Annotated in this window: 20 protein-coding genes; 19 read left to right on the top strand and 1 reads right to left on the bottom strand. The window is 45.4% G+C overall.

Going from position 1 to position 17,979, the window contains the following annotated elements; genetic code table 11:
* Positions 1-4 precede the first annotated feature (4 nt).
* The 10 genes from CEF20_RS08885 to CEF20_RS08840 all read left to right on the top strand — a co-directional run bounded on the left by CEF20_RS08885 (position 5) and on the right by CEF20_RS08840 (position 9,046).
* Entirely contained in the window at positions 5-1,312 is a 1,308-nt protein-coding gene (locus CEF20_RS08885; protein WP_100331472.1) for a pyrimidine-nucleoside phosphorylase, read from the top strand.
* Between the two features lie 134 nt (positions 1,313-1,446).
* Positions 1,447-2,622, top strand: coding sequence for a D-alanyl-D-alanine carboxypeptidase family protein (locus CEF20_RS08880; RefSeq protein ID WP_100331471.1), 1,176 nt, complete (start codon positions 1,447-1,449; stop codon positions 2,620-2,622).
* Between the two features lie 99 nt (positions 2,623-2,721).
* Positions 2,722-3,072 carry an anti-sigma F factor antagonist gene (spoIIAA, locus tag CEF20_RS08875; protein ID WP_100331470.1) on the top strand — a complete coding sequence of 117 codons (351 nt, stop codon included), beginning with the start codon at positions 2,722-2,724 and terminating at the stop codon, positions 3,070-3,072.
* Between the two features lies 1 nt (position 3,073).
* The gene (gene spoIIAB / locus CEF20_RS08870) at positions 3,074-3,514 is read left to right on the top strand and encodes an anti-sigma F factor (protein WP_100331469.1); all 441 of its coding nucleotides are present in this window, start codon (positions 3,074-3,076) and stop codon (positions 3,512-3,514) included.
* 11 nt (positions 3,515-3,525) lie between these two features.
* The gene (sigF, locus tag CEF20_RS08865) at positions 3,526-4,284 is read left to right on the top strand and encodes an RNA polymerase sporulation sigma factor SigF (RefSeq protein WP_100331468.1); all 759 of its coding nucleotides are present in this window, start codon (positions 3,526-3,528) and stop codon (positions 4,282-4,284) included.
* Between the two features lie 172 nt (positions 4,285-4,456).
* Positions 4,457-5,080: a stage V sporulation protein AA gene (locus CEF20_RS08860; protein WP_100331467.1), complete on the top strand. Its 624-nt coding sequence runs from the start codon at positions 4,457-4,459 to the stop codon at positions 5,078-5,080.
* Complete coding sequence (locus CEF20_RS08855) at positions 5,037-5,489, top strand: stage V sporulation protein AB (protein ID WP_100331466.1); 453 nt, start codon at positions 5,037-5,039, stop codon at positions 5,487-5,489. Before CEF20_RS08860 ends, CEF20_RS08855 begins: the two co-directional genes overlap by 44 nt.
* Before the next feature lie 73 nt (positions 5,490-5,562).
* Positions 5,563-6,993 (top strand): spore germination protein, encoded by a 1,431-nt coding sequence (locus CEF20_RS08850; RefSeq protein ID WP_408607809.1) that lies wholly within the window; start codon positions 5,563-5,565, stop codon positions 6,991-6,993.
* Positions 6,994-7,149: 156 nt separating this feature from the next.
* Complete coding sequence (gene lysA, locus CEF20_RS08845; protein WP_100331465.1) at positions 7,150-8,469, top strand: diaminopimelate decarboxylase; 1,320 nt, start codon at positions 7,150-7,152, stop codon at positions 8,467-8,469.
* A gap of 223 nt (positions 8,470-8,692) precedes the next feature.
* On the top strand, positions 8,693-9,046 hold the full coding sequence (locus CEF20_RS08840) for a GNAT family N-acetyltransferase (RefSeq protein ID WP_100331464.1): 354 nt from the start codon (positions 8,693-8,695) through the stop codon (positions 9,044-9,046).
* 14 nt (positions 9,047-9,060) lie between these two features.
* On the opposite strand, the gene CEF20_RS08835 is transcribed toward CEF20_RS08840, so the two are convergent.
* Positions 9,061-9,603 (bottom strand): DUF309 domain-containing protein, encoded by a 543-nt coding sequence (locus CEF20_RS08835; RefSeq protein WP_157796233.1) that lies wholly within the window; start codon positions 9,601-9,603, stop codon positions 9,061-9,063.
* Between the two features lie 155 nt (positions 9,604-9,758).
* Between CEF20_RS08835 and CEF20_RS08830 the strand changes: the two genes are divergently transcribed.
* The 9 genes from CEF20_RS08830 (at position 9,759) to ccsB (ending at position 17,889) form a co-directional block, all read left to right on the top strand.
* On the top strand, positions 9,759-10,523 hold the full coding sequence (locus tag CEF20_RS08830) for a segregation/condensation protein A (RefSeq protein ID WP_100331462.1): 765 nt from the start codon (positions 9,759-9,761) through the stop codon (positions 10,521-10,523).
* Positions 10,501-11,088, top strand: coding sequence for an SMC-Scp complex subunit ScpB (gene scpB / locus CEF20_RS08825; RefSeq protein WP_100331461.1), 588 nt, complete (start codon positions 10,501-10,503; stop codon positions 11,086-11,088). Before CEF20_RS08830 ends, scpB begins: the two co-directional genes overlap by 23 nt.
* 98 nt (positions 11,089-11,186) lie before the next feature.
* Complete coding sequence (locus tag CEF20_RS08820; RefSeq protein ID WP_100331460.1) at positions 11,187-12,296, top strand: D-alanyl-D-alanine carboxypeptidase family protein; 1,110 nt, start codon at positions 11,187-11,189, stop codon at positions 12,294-12,296.
* Positions 12,297-12,317: 21 nt separating this feature from the next.
* Positions 12,318-12,911: a nucleoside recognition domain-containing protein gene (locus CEF20_RS08815; RefSeq protein ID WP_100331459.1), complete on the top strand. Its 594-nt coding sequence runs from the start codon at positions 12,318-12,320 to the stop codon at positions 12,909-12,911.
* Positions 12,912-13,442 (top strand): spore maturation protein, encoded by a 531-nt coding sequence (locus CEF20_RS08810; RefSeq protein WP_100331458.1) that lies wholly within the window; start codon positions 12,912-12,914, stop codon positions 13,440-13,442.
* A gap of 188 nt (positions 13,443-13,630) precedes the next feature.
* Positions 13,631-14,362, top strand: coding sequence for a pseudouridine synthase (locus CEF20_RS08805; protein ID WP_100331457.1), 732 nt, complete (start codon positions 13,631-13,633; stop codon positions 14,360-14,362).
* A 142-nt stretch (positions 14,363-14,504) separates the two neighbouring features.
* Positions 14,505-15,038, top strand: a complete 534-nt coding sequence (gene resA, locus CEF20_RS08800) for a thiol-disulfide oxidoreductase ResA (protein WP_100331456.1) — start codon at positions 14,505-14,507, stop codon at positions 15,036-15,038.
* Positions 15,039-15,060: 22 nt separating this feature from the next.
* Positions 15,061-16,674 (top strand): cytochrome c biogenesis protein ResB, encoded by a 1,614-nt coding sequence (gene resB, locus CEF20_RS08795; protein ID WP_100331455.1) that lies wholly within the window; start codon positions 15,061-15,063, stop codon positions 16,672-16,674.
* A 21-nt stretch (positions 16,675-16,695) separates the two neighbouring features.
* Positions 16,696-17,889, top strand: a complete 1,194-nt coding sequence (gene ccsB, locus CEF20_RS08790; RefSeq protein WP_100331454.1) for a c-type cytochrome biogenesis protein CcsB — start codon at positions 16,696-16,698, stop codon at positions 17,887-17,889.
* Positions 17,890-17,979 lie beyond the last annotated feature (90 nt).

The following is a 17,979-nucleotide window of genomic DNA, read 5'->3' as shown; positions in this document are numbered from 1 at the left end:
TTGTATGAGAATGGTGGACTTAATTCAAAAGAAACGCGATGGAGAGGAACTGACTGCGGAGGAAATTCAATTTATTGTAGAAGGCTATACGGACGGAAGCATCCCTGATTATCAGATCAGCTCTTTATTAATGGCGATCTACTTTAAAGGGATGACAGCAGCAGAGCTGGCGGATTTGACAATGGCGATGGTTGCTTCAGGCGATCAGATTGATTTATCTGCCATAGAAGGCGTGAAAGTGGATAAGCATTCCACCGGAGGCGTAGGAGATACAACCACATTAGTTCTTGGGCCGCTCGTCGCGGCTGCAGGCGTGCCGGTTGCCAAAATGAGCGGCCGCGGACTGGGGCATACAGGCGGTACGATTGATAAACTGGAATCGATCGAGGGCTTCCATGTGGAAATCACGAGCGATGAGTTTATCGAGCTCGTCAACAAAAATAAAATAGCGGTTGTCGGACAAACCGGCAATTTAACCCCTGCCGACAAGAAATTATATGCGCTGCGGGATGTGACAGGGACAGTCAACAGCATTCCGCTGATTGCCAGCTCTATCATGAGCAAAAAAATTGCAGCCGGCGCGGATGCGATCGTGCTGGATGTGAAAACAGGAGCAGGTGCTCTCGTGAAAACCCTTGAAGATTCACGCGCCCTTGCTCAAGCAATGGTCAACATCGGAAATAATGTCGGCCGCAAAACAATGGCCGTGATCTCCGACATGAGCCAGCCGCTGGGATTTGCCATCGGCAATGCTTTGGAGGTAAGAGAGGCTATTGATACGCTTAAAGGAGAAGGGCCTGAGGATTTAACGGAGCTTTGCTTAGTTCTCGGAAGCCATATGGTTTATGCGGCGGGTCTCGCTGAATCGTTGGAAGATGCGAGACAAATGCTGTTGAAAGTAATTAACAACGGCGAGGCTCTTGAGAAATTTAGAGTCTTTATAGAAGCCCAGGGCGGAGATGGTTCCATCGTTGACGATCCAAGCAAGCTTCCGCAAGCTGCTTACAAATTCGAACTGCCTGCGAAAGAAGAAGGGTACGTTGCAGAGATCATTGCCGACCATGTTGGCACGGCAGCCATGTGGCTGGGAGCCGGCCGGGCGACGAAAGATTCAGAGATAGATTTGGCTGTCGGATTAATGCTGAATAAGAAAATCGGCGATCACGTTAACGCCGGCGATTCTCTCGTTACGATTTACAGCAATCGTGAAGAAATCTCGCAAGTAAAAGAAGAATTGTATAAAAGCATAATACTTGCGAAAGAAGCCGTTGCTCCGCCGGTGCTCGTTCACCAAGAAATTACAAAAGAATAACGGGACTTAGCTGCATTGCACAAAAAAGAAGCATCCGCAAAAGGGTGCTTCTTTTTTTGTATAAAAACCTCTCGATTGGAAAAAATGGGATTATATCGTATGAATTTAACAATTTTATTGGAGGTTATTGGATCATGAGGAGAAGATTCCTATTATTCATAACAGTTCTATTCATCGGGCAATATGTTCCTCTTTCTGCTTTTGCGGAAGAAGCACCGGCAGAGAAGGGCATGGCAGAGAATGTCAAATCGGCGATTTTGCTTGAGCAGGATACCGGTGCGGTACTGTATGAAAAAAATAGTCATAAACCGCTGCCCCCTGCCTCAATGACAAAGATTATGACGATGCTGCTTATCATGGAAGCGATTGAACAGAAGAAATTAACTTGGGATGAAAAGGTCCGAACAAGCGATCATGCTGCATCGATGGGCGGTTCGCAAATATTTTTGGAGCCTGGGGAAGAAATGACTGTCACAGAAATGATGCAGGGAATTGCCATCGGTTCGGCAAATGATGCTTCTGTCGCTATGGCTGAACGCGTTGCCGGCAGTGAAGAAAGATTCGTTGAATTGATGAATCAAAAAGCGAAAAAGCTCGGGTTGAAACAAACGCAATTTAAAAACGCCACAGGCCTGCCAGAAGCGGGACATTACAGCTCCGCTTATGATATGGCCAAGATGGCGAAAGAGCTGCTGAAGCATAAAGGGATCACTGAATTTACGGGGACTTACGAAGCTTATTTGCGAAATGACAGCGACAAAAAGTTCTGGCTTGTGAATACGAATCGTCTGATTAAATTTTACCCTGGGGTAGACGGACTGAAAACAGGGTTCACCAATGAAGCGAAGTACTGCTTAACGACAACGGCAAAAAAGGGAAATATGCGGCTGATTGCGGTCGTATTTGGCGCTCCGACCCCGAAAGAACGCAATGAGCAAATAACAAAGCTGATGGATTATGGTTTCCATCAATACATGGTAAAGCCGCTCTATGAAAAGGGCAAAGAAATCACCCATGCAAATGTGGCGAAAGGACATAAGAATACAGTCCGTCTAGAAACGGGTGAAAAGCTGTCCATATTAAAGAGACAAGGAGAGAAAAACAAAGGCTATCAGCAACAGATCCAATTGAAAGGCGATATTCATGCCCCTGTGAAAAAGGGAGACAAATTAGGTGAGTTGAAAATTTTGCAAAATGGCCAGACGGTTTCTAAAACTTCCTTGATCGCGAAAGAAGACGTTGACAAAGCAAGCTGGTGGCAATTTTATAAAAAGGTATTTCACGCATTTACTAAAACAAATGATGAATAAGCACAGCTTTTAGCGAATTCATTCTAGTTTTGTCAAGCGGGAGGATTGAGCAGAAACATCGTCGAATAGCATGTTATCAACGTAAAAGGGGGATAAAACATGGGCTTAACAGTTGAAATGGAAGTGGTTGATCATATTCTTTGTCTGCGGCTGATCGGTGAGCTCGATCATCATACAGCGGAATCACTTCGCGAACAAGCAAGTGAGGCAATTGAGGGAGAAGAGATTCGTCATATTGTTTTAAACCTTGGGGATTTAACCTTTATGGACAGTTCAGGGCTTGGTGTGATTTTAGGCAGATATAAGCATATAAAGCAGAAAAACGGAGAAATGGTCGTATGTGCGATTTCTCCAGCGGTGAAAAGGCTGTTTGAGATGTCCGGGTTATTTAAAATCGTTCGCATGGAAACATCTGAACAACAAGCGCTTGAACGATTGGGGGCGGCGTAGTATGAGAAATGAAATGAATGTTCAGTTTAGCGCGCTTAGTCAAAACGAGGCTTTTGCGCGGGTCACAGTCGCAGCTTTTATTGCGCAGATGGATCCGACGATGGAAGAGTTAACGGAAATCAAAACCGTTGTATCAGAGGCGGTCACCAATGCTATCATCCACGGCTATGAAGGAAACCCGGCCGGAATGGTCTATATATCCGTTGTAATGGAAGACGGAGTGGTCGATATTGTGATTCGTGATGAGGGAGTCGGCATGGCTAATGTGGATGAAGCAAGAGAACCTTTATTTACGACGAAGCCTGAGCTTGAGAGATCGGGAATGGGCTTTACCATCATGGAGAATTTTATGGATGAAGTGGAAGTGATTTCACATCAAGGATCAGGCACCGTTCTTCGATTAAAAAAGCAAATTGCCAATAAAAAAGCATATTGCAATTAAGGGGCCAAGCAATGGATGTTGAAACAAAAAAAGAAAAGTTGGAAATCTTACCGGATGCTGAGCTGAAAAAGCTGATTAAAGAAAGCCAAGATGGAAGCCAGGAAGCGAGAGACACGATCATTGAGAGGAATATGCGGCTTGTCTGGTCCGTGGTTCAGCGTTTTTTGAATCGAGGATACGACCCGGATGATTTATTTCAAATCGGCTGTATCGGTTTGTTGAAGTCCGTTGATAAATTCGATTTAAGCTATGACGTTAAATTCTCTACTTACGCGGTACCGATGATTATCGGTGAAATTCAGCGGTTTATTCGCGATGACGGATCGGTAAAGGTCAGTCGTTCACTCAAGGAGACAGGGAATAAAATCCGCAGGGCGAGGGATGAACTATTGAAGCTGCACGGCCGATCGCCCACGATTCATGAAGTAGCCGATCATCTGGATATTTCGGCTGAAGAAGCCATTATGGCTCAAGAAGCCGGGCGCTCCCCATCATCCATTCATGAAACGATTTATGAAAATGATGGCGATCCGATCACTCTTCTTGATCAGATGGCGGATAAAAACAGTCAGCAGTGGTTTGATCAAATCGCCTTAAAAGAAGCCATCAGAGAGTTGAATGAAAGAGAAAGGCTGATTGTTTATTTGCGTTACTATAAAGATCAAACGCAATCTGAGGTCGCAGGCCGGCTGGGCATTTCTCAAGTGCAAGTGTCCAGGCTGGAGAAGAAAATTTTAATCGAGATGAAAGAGAAGATGAAATCCACCTAGACAGACAAGGTTCCTATTTCATTGAAGCCAGTTTCCCTTCCCAGCTGTCAGCTGAGTAAGTGAAAGCTGGCTTTTTGCCGTGCTTTCTTTCCCGCCGAGGAAATGTTCGCATGAATGATTGTATTTGGTTCATACTAACAAATACAATCATTGAATACAGGGTGGGAGAAGGATGGAAACCTCCATATACATCAGGTTGCGGCATCGCATTCATCTTCATATGAATACGAACGTGAAACTGAAAGACATTGCTCAAGTTATTGCGCCCGAGAGTTTATTGCCCGCTCTTCTTTATGTGGAAATTTATCAAATTCGGCCAGAGGACAAGCAAATTATTATTATTGAAGCCATGGCAATCGTAGAGAAATTGCTTCAGCAATGGCCGGAGGCGGACATCCAGCTTATCGGACCGGCGCAAACGATCATTGACACGGCTCCTCCTGCTAAGAAATCCTCGTTTCCGCTGTTCATCTTCGTTTGGTGGCTGCTTTTTATCGGAGCAGCGTTAACGATTATGAATTTTCATGAAGATGTCAGCATGCAGGCGGTTCATATTAAGCTGTACGAATTGGTGACCGGTGAACAAACGGAGCAGCCGCTTGTTTTTCAAATTCCTTATTCGATTGGCCTGGGAGCGGGAATGATCTTGTTTTTCAACCACTTATTTAAAAAGCGGTTCAATGAAGAGCCCAGCCCCCTAGAAATAGAAATGTTTAAGTACCAGCAAGAGATTAATCAGTATGTCATTTTAAATGAACAAAAAGAAAGCAGGATTTATCGTGGCTACCGTTCATAACCTTACGCTCATAATTATCGGTTTAGCGGGAGGGCTGTCGGTAGGAGCAGGGTACGTGGCTTTTATTACCGTGCTGGGAATTATTCCGCGGCTAATGCAGCTGACGAAATCTTTCTGCAGAATTAGAGAATACGAATGGGCGGTAATCATGGGAGTGCTTGCGGGGACAACAATCAGCCTGTTCCCGGTGCAGCTGGCTGCAAATGCCGCTGTTATGGCGCCCATCGGTTTATTAAGCGGGATGTTCATCGGAATGTTGGCGGCGGCTCTGACCGAGGTTCTGAATGTTTTTCCCACACTGGCAAAGCGGATCGGCGTTTATGAATGGATTATTGCGCTGATGATGGCAATCGCGCTTGGAAAGGTCGCGGGATCCTTATTTCACTGGCTCTACTATGTGAAGCTGTAATGAAGGAAACGTGAAGCAGGGAGGTTTATTCATGAAGGAAATTGAACAAAGGATACCGAGGGACCCTAAGGAAATGGATCGGCTGATGGAAGAGAAGCTCGGGCTTGGAAAAAGCTTTGATACAGGTGTTCGCCAATTTAACATTTTAGGGAAGAAAGTACATGTCTACTATGTGAATGGTTTGTGTGACACACTCTTTATCATCGAGCTGCTGACCGAATTAACACAGTTAAATGATTTGGAGAGAAGAAGCTCTCGAGTTGGCGATATTATTGAAAACCGCTTAGCTCATCAATCAGTGAGCCGGGTAGAGTCATTGGATCAAGCGCTCGATCAAGTATTATCCGGCTTAATTGCCATCGTCGCAGAAAACGAGGAGGCCGCTTATATAGTGGATGTCCGCAGCTATCCGGGAAGACAGCCGGAAGAGCCGGACACCGAAAAAGTTGTTCGGGGCTCCAGGGATGGATATGTGGAGAATATTATTGTGAACACTGCTTTAACAAGAAGAAGAATTAGAGACGGACGCTTGCGGTTTGAGATGACAAAAGTAGGTACACGCTCCAAAACCGATGTCGCTATCGGTTATATCGATGGGGTGGCCGATCCGGATCTTGTGGCGTTAGTGAAGCAAGAGCTTTCGTCGATTTGTGTGGACGGCATTCCCATGGCCGACAAAACAATAGAAGAATTTATTGTGAAACAAGGCTACAATCCTTATCCGATCGTACGATATACGGAAAGAGCAGACATTGGAGCTGTTCATTTGCTCGAAGGCCATGTACTGTTATTTGTCGATACCTCCCCGAGCGTGATTATTTTGCCGGCAACTTTCTTTCACCATTTGCAGCATGCCGAGGAATACAGGCAGGCACCTGCTGTCGGCACCTTTATTCGCTGGCTCCGTTTTGGCGGTGTTCTGGCTTCTCTATTTTTGCTGCCGCTGTGGCTGCTTGTAGCGCTTCAGCCGGAATTGCTGCCGAAAGCACTTGAATTCATCGGACCGAATAAGGAAACGAATATTCCGCTTGTAATTCAGATCCTCTTGGCAGATGTAGGAGTTGAGTTCTTGCGGATTGCCGCCATTCACACACCGACACCGCTGTCGACCGCAATGGGGTTAATTGCCGCGGTATTAATTGGCCAGATTGCGATTGACGTCGGTTTATTTGTGCCTGAAGTGATCTTGTATATAGCCATTGCCTCAATCGGAACATACGCTACGCCGAGTTATGAATTAAGCATCGCGAATAAGTTAGCGAGGTTAGTGCTGCTGCTGGCAGTGGCGCTGTTTAAAGTGCCGGGATTTATGATTGCGTCAACCTGCATCATTATTTATTTAGCTCGGATGCGCGCCTTAAATACGCCGTATTTATGGCCGATCTTGCCGTTTGATCCCCAGTCGTTCAAGCAAGTGTTTATCAGAAAGGCAGTGCCTGCCTCCAAGCTTAGGCCCTCCATTGTTCACCCGATTGACCAGCGAAGACAGCCGGCTGGTAAATAACCCTGTTGAGCGGGAAAGGGATGTATGGTATATTACTTTTAATCTGATGTTGGTTTGCTGCTGGACAGTTGATCCGAATTCAACTGTCTATTCTTCCGAATATTCAGGAGATTCACACAAGACAGCAGCCGAGACTTAAAGAATAGAGGCGATCGCATGCATACATATGGAACAGCCCGTGTGAATCATTACGGCCACTTGGAAATCGGAGGAGTGGATACAGTCAGTCTGGCTGAACAATACGGTACTCCTCTTTACGTTTATGATGTCGCTTTAATAAGGCAGCGGGCAAGAGGATTTAAAGAAACGTTTGAACATCTGGGAGTTCGGGCGCAGGTGGCTTATGCCAGCAAAGCATTTTCCGCTATCGCTATGATTCAGCTAGCCGATCAGGAAGGGCTGTCTCTTGATGTTGTTTCAGGAGGGGAGTTATTTACAGCCTTAAAAGCAGGATTTCCTGTCGAACGCATTCATTTCCACGGCAATAACAAAAGCCGGGAAGAAATGAAGATGGCCCTCGAAGCGGGGATTGGCTGTATCGTAGTGGATAATTTTTATGAACTGGACATGCTGGAGGCTCTCAGCGGCGAACAAGGAAATGCAATGAATATTCTTTTGCGTGTAACGCCGGGAATTGAAGCGCATACGCATGATTACATTTTAACGGGACAAGAGGATTCTAAGTTCGGTTTTGACTTGAATAACGGCCAAGCTGAGGAAGCCATCCGGAAGGCAATGCAGATGAGAGGGGTAAAGCTGCTGGGCATTCATTGCCATATCGGTTCGCAAATTTTTGAAACGACCGGCTTCACCTTAGCGGCTGGAAAAATCATTGCCAAGCTCGCCGATTGGAAATCCAGCCTTCAATTTGAAGCGGAAGTCTTGAACCTTGGCGGGGGGTTTGGCATTCGCTATACGGAGGATGACACGCCGCTTGAACCTTCGCAATATGTAAAAGAGATTATCAATGAAGTAAAGAACAAAACGAGGGCATGCGGAATCGCGATGCCGGAAATCTGGATTGAACCGGGACGGTCACTCGTTGGAGACGCTGGAACAACACTTTATCAAATAGGCTCAGAAAAGGTCGTTCCGGAAGTGCGCAAGTATTTGGCAGTAGATGGCGGAATGAGCGACAATATTCGACCGGCTCTGTATGAAGCGAAATATGAAGCGGTGCTGGCAAACCGAGTGAATGAGCCAGTAGAGGAGACGGTATCGATTGCAGGAAAATGCTGTGAATCCGGAGATATGCTCATTTGGGATCTGCCGCTTCCTAAAGCAAGCTCGGGTGATATTTTAGCCGTATTTTGCACAGGGGCTTACGGCTATGCAATGGCGAATAACTATAATCGCATTCCGAAACCGGCAGTCGTCTTTGCAGAAAATGGCCGAGCGGAACTTGTCATTAAAAGAGAGAGCTATGAGGATCTCGTCAAGCTGGATTTGCCGTTAACGCTTTCCATCAACCGCTAATGGGAAAGCAACTAAAGGGGTAGATGAATGAAGAAAAATAATGCTTTACTGTTTATGATTATCTTATTGCTCGCTGGCGGCTGGGGATTGTATTACTGGATGGTTATTGTACATTAATCCCGATGTTGATAAATGTGATAAGCTTTAGTAACATAGAAAGCGGAAAGCAAATGGACAATAGCAGCAATATCGGTTGTTAACACAATTTGAAGAGGGATTTAAGATGCTGATTCGTTATAAAAAATCTTTTGAAAAAATTGCCATGGGTCTTCTTTCATTTATGCCCGAAGAAAAAGACTTAAAAAAGTTGCAGCAGACGATGAAGTCATATGAAGAAGAGGAAGATTGGCAGCTGTATTTATGGAAAGATGAAGAGATCATTGGCGCAGTTGGTGTGAAGATTACGGGTGATCTGGTTGAAATTCAGCATGTCAGTGTCAATCCTTCCTACCGGCAGGAGGGAATCGGCAAAAAAATGATCAGAACGTTAAAAGAGCTTCACGCGGATAAAGAGATTAAACCTACTTCATCTACATCAAATTTCTTTCATAAGTGTGAAGAAGAAGACCCGGCATAAGCCCGGGTCTCTTTTCAATAGGGGGACGGCTTGGCGTGCTGTCTCAAACGGCGGCGCTTCTCAAGGGATTGGTTGCGGGCAGCAATCACATCGGAACGGTTTCTTAAACGGTGCTTATGATAGAGGAAATGCTGCGGTTTCTCCGGAGAGGAAGGCATACAGCTTTTTTTGAATTGCTGGTATTGCTTGATGACATCTTGGCGGCTGAAAGGTATGGTCAGCGGCGTAAACGATGCGCCATTTTGCAGCTCTCGGTATCGAAGGGAAAGTTTTTCCGTGAACCGGTCTGCGTCAATTCCAAGATCCTTCAATTCCTTTTTGCATTGTGCAAGGGCCAGCAATGCTTTGTTCATCAGCTTGCGAGCGCCTGCGAAGTTGCCGCGGCGATGATGATACAAAGAAACAGCGGTCTGGATGAGGCCAATCCATACAGAGGGGCGCGCCTGTCCGGTGCTTTCTTTCCAATATTCCTCTAATACTTCATGGCATTCAAAATAATCTTGATCTTCATGGAAATGGTATAAAAAAGTCAAATACGGCAACGGATAAGAGTACATGACTATCCTCCTACAGTCAAATAGACAATACAAACATCTTACCATGGGGAAGTTCTTCAATCAAATATCAACTTTTTAGTGGACAGCCTCTCTGAATCCACTATACTAAAAAAAGAACTTTCTGGTGACTGAATGAAAAGAATTGGTGATAATGGATGCAATACAAAGTCAAAATCGATGCATTTGAAGGGCCGCTGGATTTATTGCTGCATTTAATCCAGCGCTTAGAGATTGATATATATGATATTCCAATGGCAGAAATTACGGAACAATATTTGCTGTTTATCCATGCGATGAAGGAAATGGAGCTGGATATAGCCAGCGAATATTTGGTCATGGCAGCCACTCTCTTAGCTATTAAAAGCAAAACCTTGCTTCCAGCCTATGAGGAGGAAGCGGAGCCCGAAGAGTGGGAGCAAGAGGATGATCCCCGCGAAGAGCTGGTAGAGCAGCTGATTGAATATAAGAAATTCAAAGAAGCGGCCGAGCGATTGAAGCAGAAAGAAGAAGAACGAGGCCAGTTCTTTACGAAAGCGCCCAGTGATTTAACGGCTTTTGAAAAAGAAGAGCCATCCGCTGCCGGCTTAAATGTCACGGTATATGATATGCTCGGCGCCTTCCATAAGCTTCTACGCCGCAAGAAGCTTAAGCGTCCAGTAACAACAAAGGTAAGACGGCAGGAAATCTCTATTGAGAAGAGGATGGACGAAATCCTTGCGACGCTTATGCAAAAGCGCCGCCCCATCTCCTTTTTAGATCTCTTTCCTGATGAGGATCGAGAAAGCTTGGTGGTCAGCTTTCTGGCTGTCTTAGAATTAATGAAACAGAATCAAATTATTGCGGAACAGCAGGAGAACTTCTCCTCTTTGTTCGTTCAGATAAAAGGGGGAGCAGCCGATGAATCTTATCAATTGGATTAGCATCACGGAAAGCCTGCTCTTCGCCGCGGGAGACGAAGGGTTGACCTTAAAGCAAATCGCCCAGGCGATAGAAGTGGAAGAGCATGAGGCATTAGATATTTTAAATCAATTGAAGGAACAATATGAAAAAGATGAGAACAGGGGAATTTTTCTCATCGAACTGGCGGGCACTTATCAGCTGGCCACAAAAAAAGCGCATGCTCCTTATATTAAAAAATTGGTGGAATCCAGTCATGCCCAATCATTATCGCAGGCAGCACTCGAAACGCTGGCAATCATCGCCTATAAACAGCCAATTACTAGGACGGAAATTGAAGAAATCCGGGGAGTGAAAACGGAAAGGGCCCTGCAGAGCTTGACGGCCAAAGGTTTGATTAAGGAGTGTGGCCGGGCGGATGGACCTGGCCGTCCTATTTTACATGGTACCACAAAAGAGTTTCTTGACTGCTTTGGACTGAAGGATATATCGGAGCTGCCGCCTCTGGCCGAAATGGAAGAAAACGAACAGACAGAAGCGGATTTGTTTTTTGAACAATTTGAACAAGTGCTGAATAATGAAAAATAAAAAAAGCGGATGCGTCCGCTTTTTTTATTTGGGAAGAATCTTCTAAATAAGCTTGTACGGCATATACTGATACAAATAAGCAAGGGAGAGAAAAGCGGATGAAGAAAAAAATACCGATGATCTTTCTGGCTTTCTTGCTGTTCGTTACTTCCACTGGCTCGGCAGCGGAGGCTGATACTAGCGCAGCTAGTGCCATCTTAATCGAGCAGCAGAGCGGCCGGGTGCTATATGCGAAAGATCCGCATGCGGTGATGAGAATTGCCAGCATTACGAAAATTATGACAGCGATCATCGCAATTGAATCTGACAAGCTGGATGAGAAAGTCAAAGTGAGCAAAAAAGCAGTATTCACTGAAGGTTCTTCTCTTTTTTTAAAAAAAGGGGAAGAGATTCCGCTTGAAGACTTAGTATACGGCCTGATGCTGCGGTCAGGAAATGATGCGGCCATCGCCATAGCTGAACATGTCGGCGGCAGCGCAGAAGGGTTTGTGTATTTAATGAATGAAAAAGCAAAAGAAATCGGAATGAAAAACACATATTTCGCGAATCCGCATGGGCTTGATGATAGTGACCGCCACCGGTCAACGGCTTATGATATGGCGCTGTTGACCAGATATGCGATGAAGAATCCGACATATCGAAAAGTTGCTGGCACAAAGAAATATCGTTCACCCGATCCAAGCGGAAAGTGGGATCGGATTTGGCATAATAAAAATCGTTTACTTACAGAAAAGTACGAGTATTGTACAGGTGGAAAAACGGGGTATACGAAAAAAGCGAAACGAACACTTGTGACGACGGCTACAAAAGGCGATATGGATTTAATTGCTGTAACGCTAAATGCTCCTGACGACTGGAACGATCATATATCTATGTATGAATTCGGCTTCGATCGCTATGATCCTAAAATCATTCTTGAAAAAGGAGAAATTGATATAAAAGATGACTCCTTCTATAAGGGGAAAATCTTTCTGAAAAGGGATGTTCTCTATCCGCTCACCAAGAAGGAAGAGAAAGAAATATCGATTCGTTACCAGCTGCTGAAGCCGAAGAAAAAGTGGCGACAGAGCCGCGCTCCACAAGTGGTCGGACAAGCTGAAGTTTATTTGAAAAAAGAAAAGGTGCTCACTCTCCCAATTTATTATCAGCATCAACCAAACGAAAAGAATAAAACTTTCTGGATGAAATGGAAGGAATGGTTATTTTGATCCGAAACGGTGGGGCTGCGGATGGTTAATTATATATGGGTAGGCATGACGGTTGTGGGGCTGCTGTTTGCCGCTATGAACGGGAATATGGAGCAAGTGAATGAAGCGGTATTTAAAGCGGCGGGCGAAGCGGTAACTATTTGCATCGGCTTAGTCAGTGTGCTTGTCTTTTGGCTGGGACTTATGAAAATAGCTGAGCAGGCGGGGCTGCTGCGAAAGCTTGCTCACTTGTTTAAACCGGTTGCTAAGAGATTATTTCCGGATGTTCCTTCCGATCATCCGGCTATGGGGTACATTCTGTCCAATATGACGGCCAATATGTTTGGGTTGGGAAATGCGGCTACTCCTTTAGGAATAAAGGCAATGGAGGAGCTGAAGAAATTAAATGGCGGTAAAAGTGAAGCAAGCCGGTCCATGATTACCTTTCTGGCGATTAATACTTCAAGCATTACGATTATTCCCACCACGGTTTTAGCCATACGATTCTCCTATCATTCGGCTTCGCCGGCTGAAATTGTGGCGCCCACCTTATTGGCAACGGCTTGTTCTACGATTTTCGCCATTGTAATTGACCGTTATTTTTACTTGCGCCGCAAGCGGAATGGAGGGGAATAAATGGCGTGGTTTGCCGCGGTTTCAATGTGGATCATTCCCTTGATCATCGCGTTCGTCCTTCTGTATGGAACGCTCAAAAAAGTGCCGACTTATGAAAGCTTTGTTGAAGGGGGAAAGGAAGGAATTCATATTGCCGTATCGATCATTCCTTATTTGGTTGGCATGATGGTGGCGATCGCAATCTTTAGAGCATCAGGAGCGCTGGAAAGCCTGGTGGAGTTTGTCCGTCCGGTTTTGCTATGGATCGGACTGCCGCCGGAGGTCTTTCCGCTGGCATTGATGCGGCCGATTTCCGGAACAGCTGCTCTCGGTATGGTCAGCGACTTAATTGCGACGCATGGACCCGATTCTTTGATCGGCCGATTAGCGTCCGTGATGCAGGGCAGCACTGATACGACCTTTTATGTGCTTACCGTTTATTTTGGAGCAGTCGGCATTAAGAAAATGGGAGATGCGCTCAAAGTGGGCCTGCTGGCGGATGCGGCTGGCTTCGTTGCCGCTGTGCTCATCGTTGCTTGGATGTTCCCTTGAATGATGTAAATTGCAAATAAGATTGGCAAGCCTGAAGAATGGTCAAAAACCGCTCTTTGGGCTTTTGCTGTTTTTTGAATAGAAAACCGGGCAGGAAGCAAATGCAACCTCGTCTCTTGCTTTTCTTATTGCGGCTGTTATGTAATAATGCATTATGATACATATTGTAGAATACAGAGGTGAAATCAATGGAACGGCTGCAAAAAGTTATAGCACAGGCTGGCTTTGCATCAAGGCGCAAAGCCGAGCAATGGATAAAGGACGGAAAAGTAACAGTCAACGGTCAAGTAGTGAAAGAATTGGGTACGAAAGTAAGCGCCTCCGATAAGGTGGAAGTCAGCGGTATCCCGGTGGAACGACAAGAAAAGGTGTATTTTTTGTTTTATAAGCCCCGCGGTGTCATTTCAGCGGTATCAGATGACAAGAATCGCAAAGTAGTCACCGATTATTTTCCTTTAGTCGAGGAGAGAATCTTTCCGGTAGGCCGACTTGATTACGATACATCCGGCTTATTGATTATGACAAATGACGGAGAATTTTCCAATCTTCTGACGCACCCGCGCTATCAAGTGGAGAAAACATATGTAGCCCGAATTAACGGAATTCCAAAGCGGCACATGCTTAAGCAATTGGAAACGGGAGTGGAGCTTGAAGATGGAAAGACTGCTCCAGCTAAGGTAAAGGAGCTGTCCGCCGATAAAAGAAAGCAGCGGGCCTTGATTGAAATAACGATTCATGAAGGCCGGAACCGCCAAGTTCGCCGCATGTTTGAAGCGATCGGTTTCGAAGTGCAAAAGCTGAAGCGGGAGCGATATGCCTTTTTAGATCTGAAAGGCCTAAATGCGGGAGAATACCGCGAGCTGACAGCCCATGAGGTAAAGCGGCTGCGCACGCTGGCAGAAACAGGTTCTCTGCGCTGATTCTGGGAATTGTCACAGATCCTTCAAACCCATTTTTTTAGCGGAAAGGATTAAATGGTATAATAAAGGCAGTTTGGTTATTTTTATGAACGGGAATGATATATAGGCTGCTGCCTGTTACGCTGACAAAGGGGATGATTTCTTGGATAAAAAGAAAAAAAGGCTGATTATGCGATCTGTGATCCTGGCGATCTTATTGATGGCAGTCGGCTACACGCTTTATACGAATTTAACAAAAGAAGCTAGAGGGAGTTTACAAAAGGGGGATTCAGCGCCCGATTTTGTACTGACCGATTTATCAGGGGAAGAGCATCAATTATCGGATTATAAAGGGAAAGGGGTATTTTTAAACTTCTGGGGCACTTGGTGCGCGCCTTGTAAAGAAGAAATGCCTCATATGGAAACCGTTTCCAAAGAGTATAAAGACAAAGGTGTGGAAGTGCTTGCTGTAAATGTTGGTGATTCTGAGCTGCAAACGAAGAAATTTGCTGAACAATATGGCTTAACCTTTCCCATTGCTCTGGATACCTCAAAGGAAGTCGAAAATGCCTACGGTGTGACCAATCTTCCCGCTACCTTTATGATTAATTCGGAGGGTAAAATTGAAGACATAGTAGTGGGTGGCTTAACCAAGGAAGAGCAGGTTCGGGCTTTGTTTGAAAAGGTGAAACCATAAATTAAAGGGAGTTTAAATCAATATGCAGAAAGTAAAATGTGAATGCGGCCACGTGAATCCGATCGGCACCATTTTATGCGAGTCTTGCGGCCGGGCGCTTACGGAAGAAGCTAAGCAAGAGAAACTTCACGATATGCGCTATGAAGGTAGTGCGCGGCGGTCCCAAACGTTCAATAAATCCATCATTGACAAAGTATGGCATTTCTTTTCTTCTGTGAAAGTGGGCATTTGGCTGATTGTGCTTACATTGATTGCTGCATCATTTGGAACCATTTTCCCGCAAAAGGAGTTTATCCCTTCCAATAAGCCGCCGGAACAATATTATGAAGAAGTCTACGGAGTGGCTGGGAAGATTTATTATATGCTGGGATTTCATGATTTATATAACTCGTTTTGGTTCATTGCCTTAATCGCTGCCATTGGTGTCTCTTTGGTGATTTGCAGTTTAGACCGCGTTATTCCGCTGCATCGCGCATTGAAAAACCAGCGTGTCGCACGGCATAGCTCATTTATGAAAAAACAGCGGCTCTTTTCTAAGCAAGAAGTCCGTTTAAGTAAGGAGGACTGGGAGAAAGTCAAAAATCATTTATCCTCCAAGCGTTACCGTCTGCGGGAAGAAGAGGGGAGTCTGCTGGCCGAGAAGGGCAGGTTTTCGCGGTGGGGCCCTTATGTCAATCATATCGGACTGATCATCTTCCTAATCGGCGCGATGCTGCGCTCAGTGGATGGGATGTATGTCGATGACCGGCTCACCATCCGCGAAGGCGCTACGATGGAAATACCGGGTACAAACGGGGAATATTATTTAAAAAATGAAGAATTTATTATGGAAAACTATGATAAAGAAAAAGATCCGGAAGTGTTTAATGCCGCGATTGAGCGCGCCGGTGGAGTCGTAAAGAATTATCAAACAAATGCTGTCTTGTACCGGGATGAAAACCAAGGTCTGCCGGGAGCAGCACCAAAGCTAACCAAGGTGAAAAAAGTAAAGATTCAAGTGAACAAGCCGCTGAAGTTCGATCATTATGCTCTCTATCAGGATAGCTTCAGCAAAGATGAATTAAAAGCCATGTCGTTTGGTTTAACCAACAAGAAGACGGGGAACGTTGTCGGCACGGTGAACATCGACTTATTAAAGCCGAAAGACGTCTATGATTTAGGCGGCGGCTACAAAGTGAAAATAATGAATTATTATCCTGATTTTGATGGAATCTCTGAAACTGGCGAGCCCAAAACGAAATCTCCAGTACCCAATAACCCGGCCTTTTTATTTAAAATGATCTCTCCTGAACATCCTGATGGAGAAATCAGTTTTGTGGCAATTCGTCAGACGCTGGAACCGGTTGGGGAAACTGATTTTAAAATGGAGTTTAAAGGAATTGAAACGCGCGATATTTCCGTGCTGACGGTGCGCAAAGATTTAACGCTTTGGATTTTGGCGGTAGGAGGAGCCATTTTTCTGATTGGCGTTGTGCAAGGAGCTTATTGGAACCATCGCCGTCTTTGGATTCGGCAAATTGGGGATGAAGTGTACGCAGCGGCTCATACAAATAAAAACTGGCATGGTTTAAAGCGGGAAATCGAAGCAGCGCTGGCCGGGACTTCTATTCCGGTGCCGAAGGAGCAACAAAAATAACTTCAGGGAGGAAAAGGTTCAATGTCTGACTTAGTGCAATGGAGCGGCAATCTTCTCTACGCTGCATTTATATTATATTTAATTGCCACCTTTTTATTCGGGGGTTCCATCCGTTCAAAGCATGAGACCGATAAAGATCAAGTCAACCGCTGGGGAAAGCTGGGCTTTGCTGTCACGGTTATCGGTTTTATTTCTCAATTAGGCTATTTTATCACCCGCTGGATTGCGGCTGGACATGCACCGGTGAGTAATTTATTTGAATTTGTTACATTTTTCTCAATGATGCTCGTTGCTGGATTTATTCTAATCTTTTTGATCTATCGGTTAACGGTTCTCGGGCTGTTTGCCCTGCCGGTGACGATGATTATCATTGCCTACGCCAGCATGTTCCCGCGAGATATTAATCCGCTCATTCCCGCTCTTCAAAGCCACTGGCTGACTATCCATGTAACGACAGTAGCTGCGGCAGAAGGGATTCTGGGAATCAGCTTTGTTGCCGGCTTGATTTATTTAGTGAAAAACGTGGATCAAACGGTGAAAAGCAAGCAAACGGTTTGGCTGGAAATCGTCATGTACAGCCTTGTAGCTGTGCTGGGGTTCGTTGCGGTCACAACCTCGTTCACCCTAGCTGATTACGAAGCGAAGTTCGAATACATAAACAAAGATGGGAACCCAGCGACAGAAACGTATGCCATTCCCGCACTCATCGGCCCTAATGAAGGCGAGCTGATGACGGAGGGCAAGTTTGAACCGCTCGTTCACGTTCCGGGATTTGTTAATGCGAAGAAATTAAACACATTAGTTTGGTCGCTGTTAGCCGGGGCTGTGATTTATGTGCTGATTCGTCTGCTTACCCGCAAGCGGATCGGAGCGCTCGTTCAGCCGCTTGCCAAGAATGTGGATTCCGATTTAATGGACGAAGTCAGCTACCGCGCCGTACTGATTGGCTTTCCTGTCTTTATACTGGGCGGTTTAATTTTCGCGATGATTTGGGCGCAGATTGCTTGGTCGAGATTTTGGGGCTGGGATCCGAAAGAAGTATGGGCTTTGATTACATTTCTCTTTTATGCTGCCTTTTTGCATCTGAGATTGTCCAAAGGATGGCACGGAAAACGGTCTGCCTGGCTGGCAGTAGTAGGCTTTGTAATTATTATGTTTAACTTGGTAGCAGTAAACCTAGTAATTGCCGGACTGCATTCATACGCCACTCCTTAAACAGGATCCTCTGCTTATGGCGGGGGATTTTTTATAGGGCGCGTCAGCTGAACCGCTTCATTCACACAAGCAAGTTTGCTTGTGTGAATG

The organism is Bacillus xiapuensis (assembly GCF_002797355.1).
GTDB classification, from domain to species: Bacteria; Bacillota; Bacilli; order Bacillales; family Domibacillaceae; genus Bacillus_CE; species Bacillus_CE xiapuensis.
This window is presented reverse-complemented; position numbering and strand designations above follow the sequence as displayed.

Bases quoted from the DNA above. Each gene is read 5' to 3' on its own strand.
- CEF20_RS08885 (WP_100331472.1), top strand. From the start codon at position 5: ATGAGAATGGTGGACTTAATTCAAAAGAAACGCGATGGAGAGGAACTG.
- CEF20_RS08880 (WP_100331471.1), top strand. From the start codon at position 1,447: ATGAGGAGAAGATTCCTATTATTCATAACAGTTCTATTCATCGGGCAA.
- spoIIAA (WP_100331470.1), top strand. From the start codon at position 2,722: ATGGGCTTAACAGTTGAAATGGAAGTGGTTGATCATATTCTTTGTCTG.
- spoIIAB (WP_100331469.1), top strand. From the start codon at position 3,074: ATGAGAAATGAAATGAATGTTCAGTTTAGCGCGCTTAGTCAAAACGAG.
- sigF (WP_100331468.1), top strand. From the start codon at position 3,526: ATGGATGTTGAAACAAAAAAAGAAAAGTTGGAAATCTTACCGGATGCT.
- CEF20_RS08860 (WP_100331467.1), top strand. From the start codon at position 4,457: ATGGAAACCTCCATATACATCAGGTTGCGGCATCGCATTCATCTTCAT.
- CEF20_RS08855 (WP_100331466.1), top strand. From the start codon at position 5,037: ATGAACAAAAAGAAAGCAGGATTTATCGTGGCTACCGTTCATAACCTT.
- CEF20_RS08850 (WP_408607809.1), top strand. From the start codon at position 5,563: ATGGATCGGCTGATGGAAGAGAAGCTCGGGCTTGGAAAAAGCTTTGAT.
- lysA (WP_100331465.1), top strand. From the start codon at position 7,150: ATGCATACATATGGAACAGCCCGTGTGAATCATTACGGCCACTTGGAA.
- CEF20_RS08840 (WP_100331464.1), top strand. From the start codon at position 8,693: ATGCTGATTCGTTATAAAAAATCTTTTGAAAAAATTGCCATGGGTCTT.
- CEF20_RS08835 (WP_157796233.1), bottom strand. From the start codon at position 9,603: ATGTACTCTTATCCGTTGCCGTATTTGACTTTTTTATACCATTTCCAT.
- CEF20_RS08830 (WP_100331462.1), top strand. From the start codon at position 9,759: ATGCAATACAAAGTCAAAATCGATGCATTTGAAGGGCCGCTGGATTTA.
- scpB (WP_100331461.1), top strand. From the start codon at position 10,501: ATGAATCTTATCAATTGGATTAGCATCACGGAAAGCCTGCTCTTCGCC.
- CEF20_RS08820 (WP_100331460.1), top strand. From the start codon at position 11,187: ATGAAGAAAAAAATACCGATGATCTTTCTGGCTTTCTTGCTGTTCGTT.
- CEF20_RS08815 (WP_100331459.1), top strand. From the start codon at position 12,318: ATGGTTAATTATATATGGGTAGGCATGACGGTTGTGGGGCTGCTGTTT.
- CEF20_RS08810 (WP_100331458.1), top strand. From the start codon at position 12,912: ATGGCGTGGTTTGCCGCGGTTTCAATGTGGATCATTCCCTTGATCATC.
- CEF20_RS08805 (WP_100331457.1), top strand. From the start codon at position 13,631: ATGGAACGGCTGCAAAAAGTTATAGCACAGGCTGGCTTTGCATCAAGG.
- resB (WP_100331455.1), top strand. From the start codon at position 15,061: ATGCAGAAAGTAAAATGTGAATGCGGCCACGTGAATCCGATCGGCACC.
- ccsB (WP_100331454.1), top strand. From the start codon at position 16,696: ATGTCTGACTTAGTGCAATGGAGCGGCAATCTTCTCTACGCTGCATTT.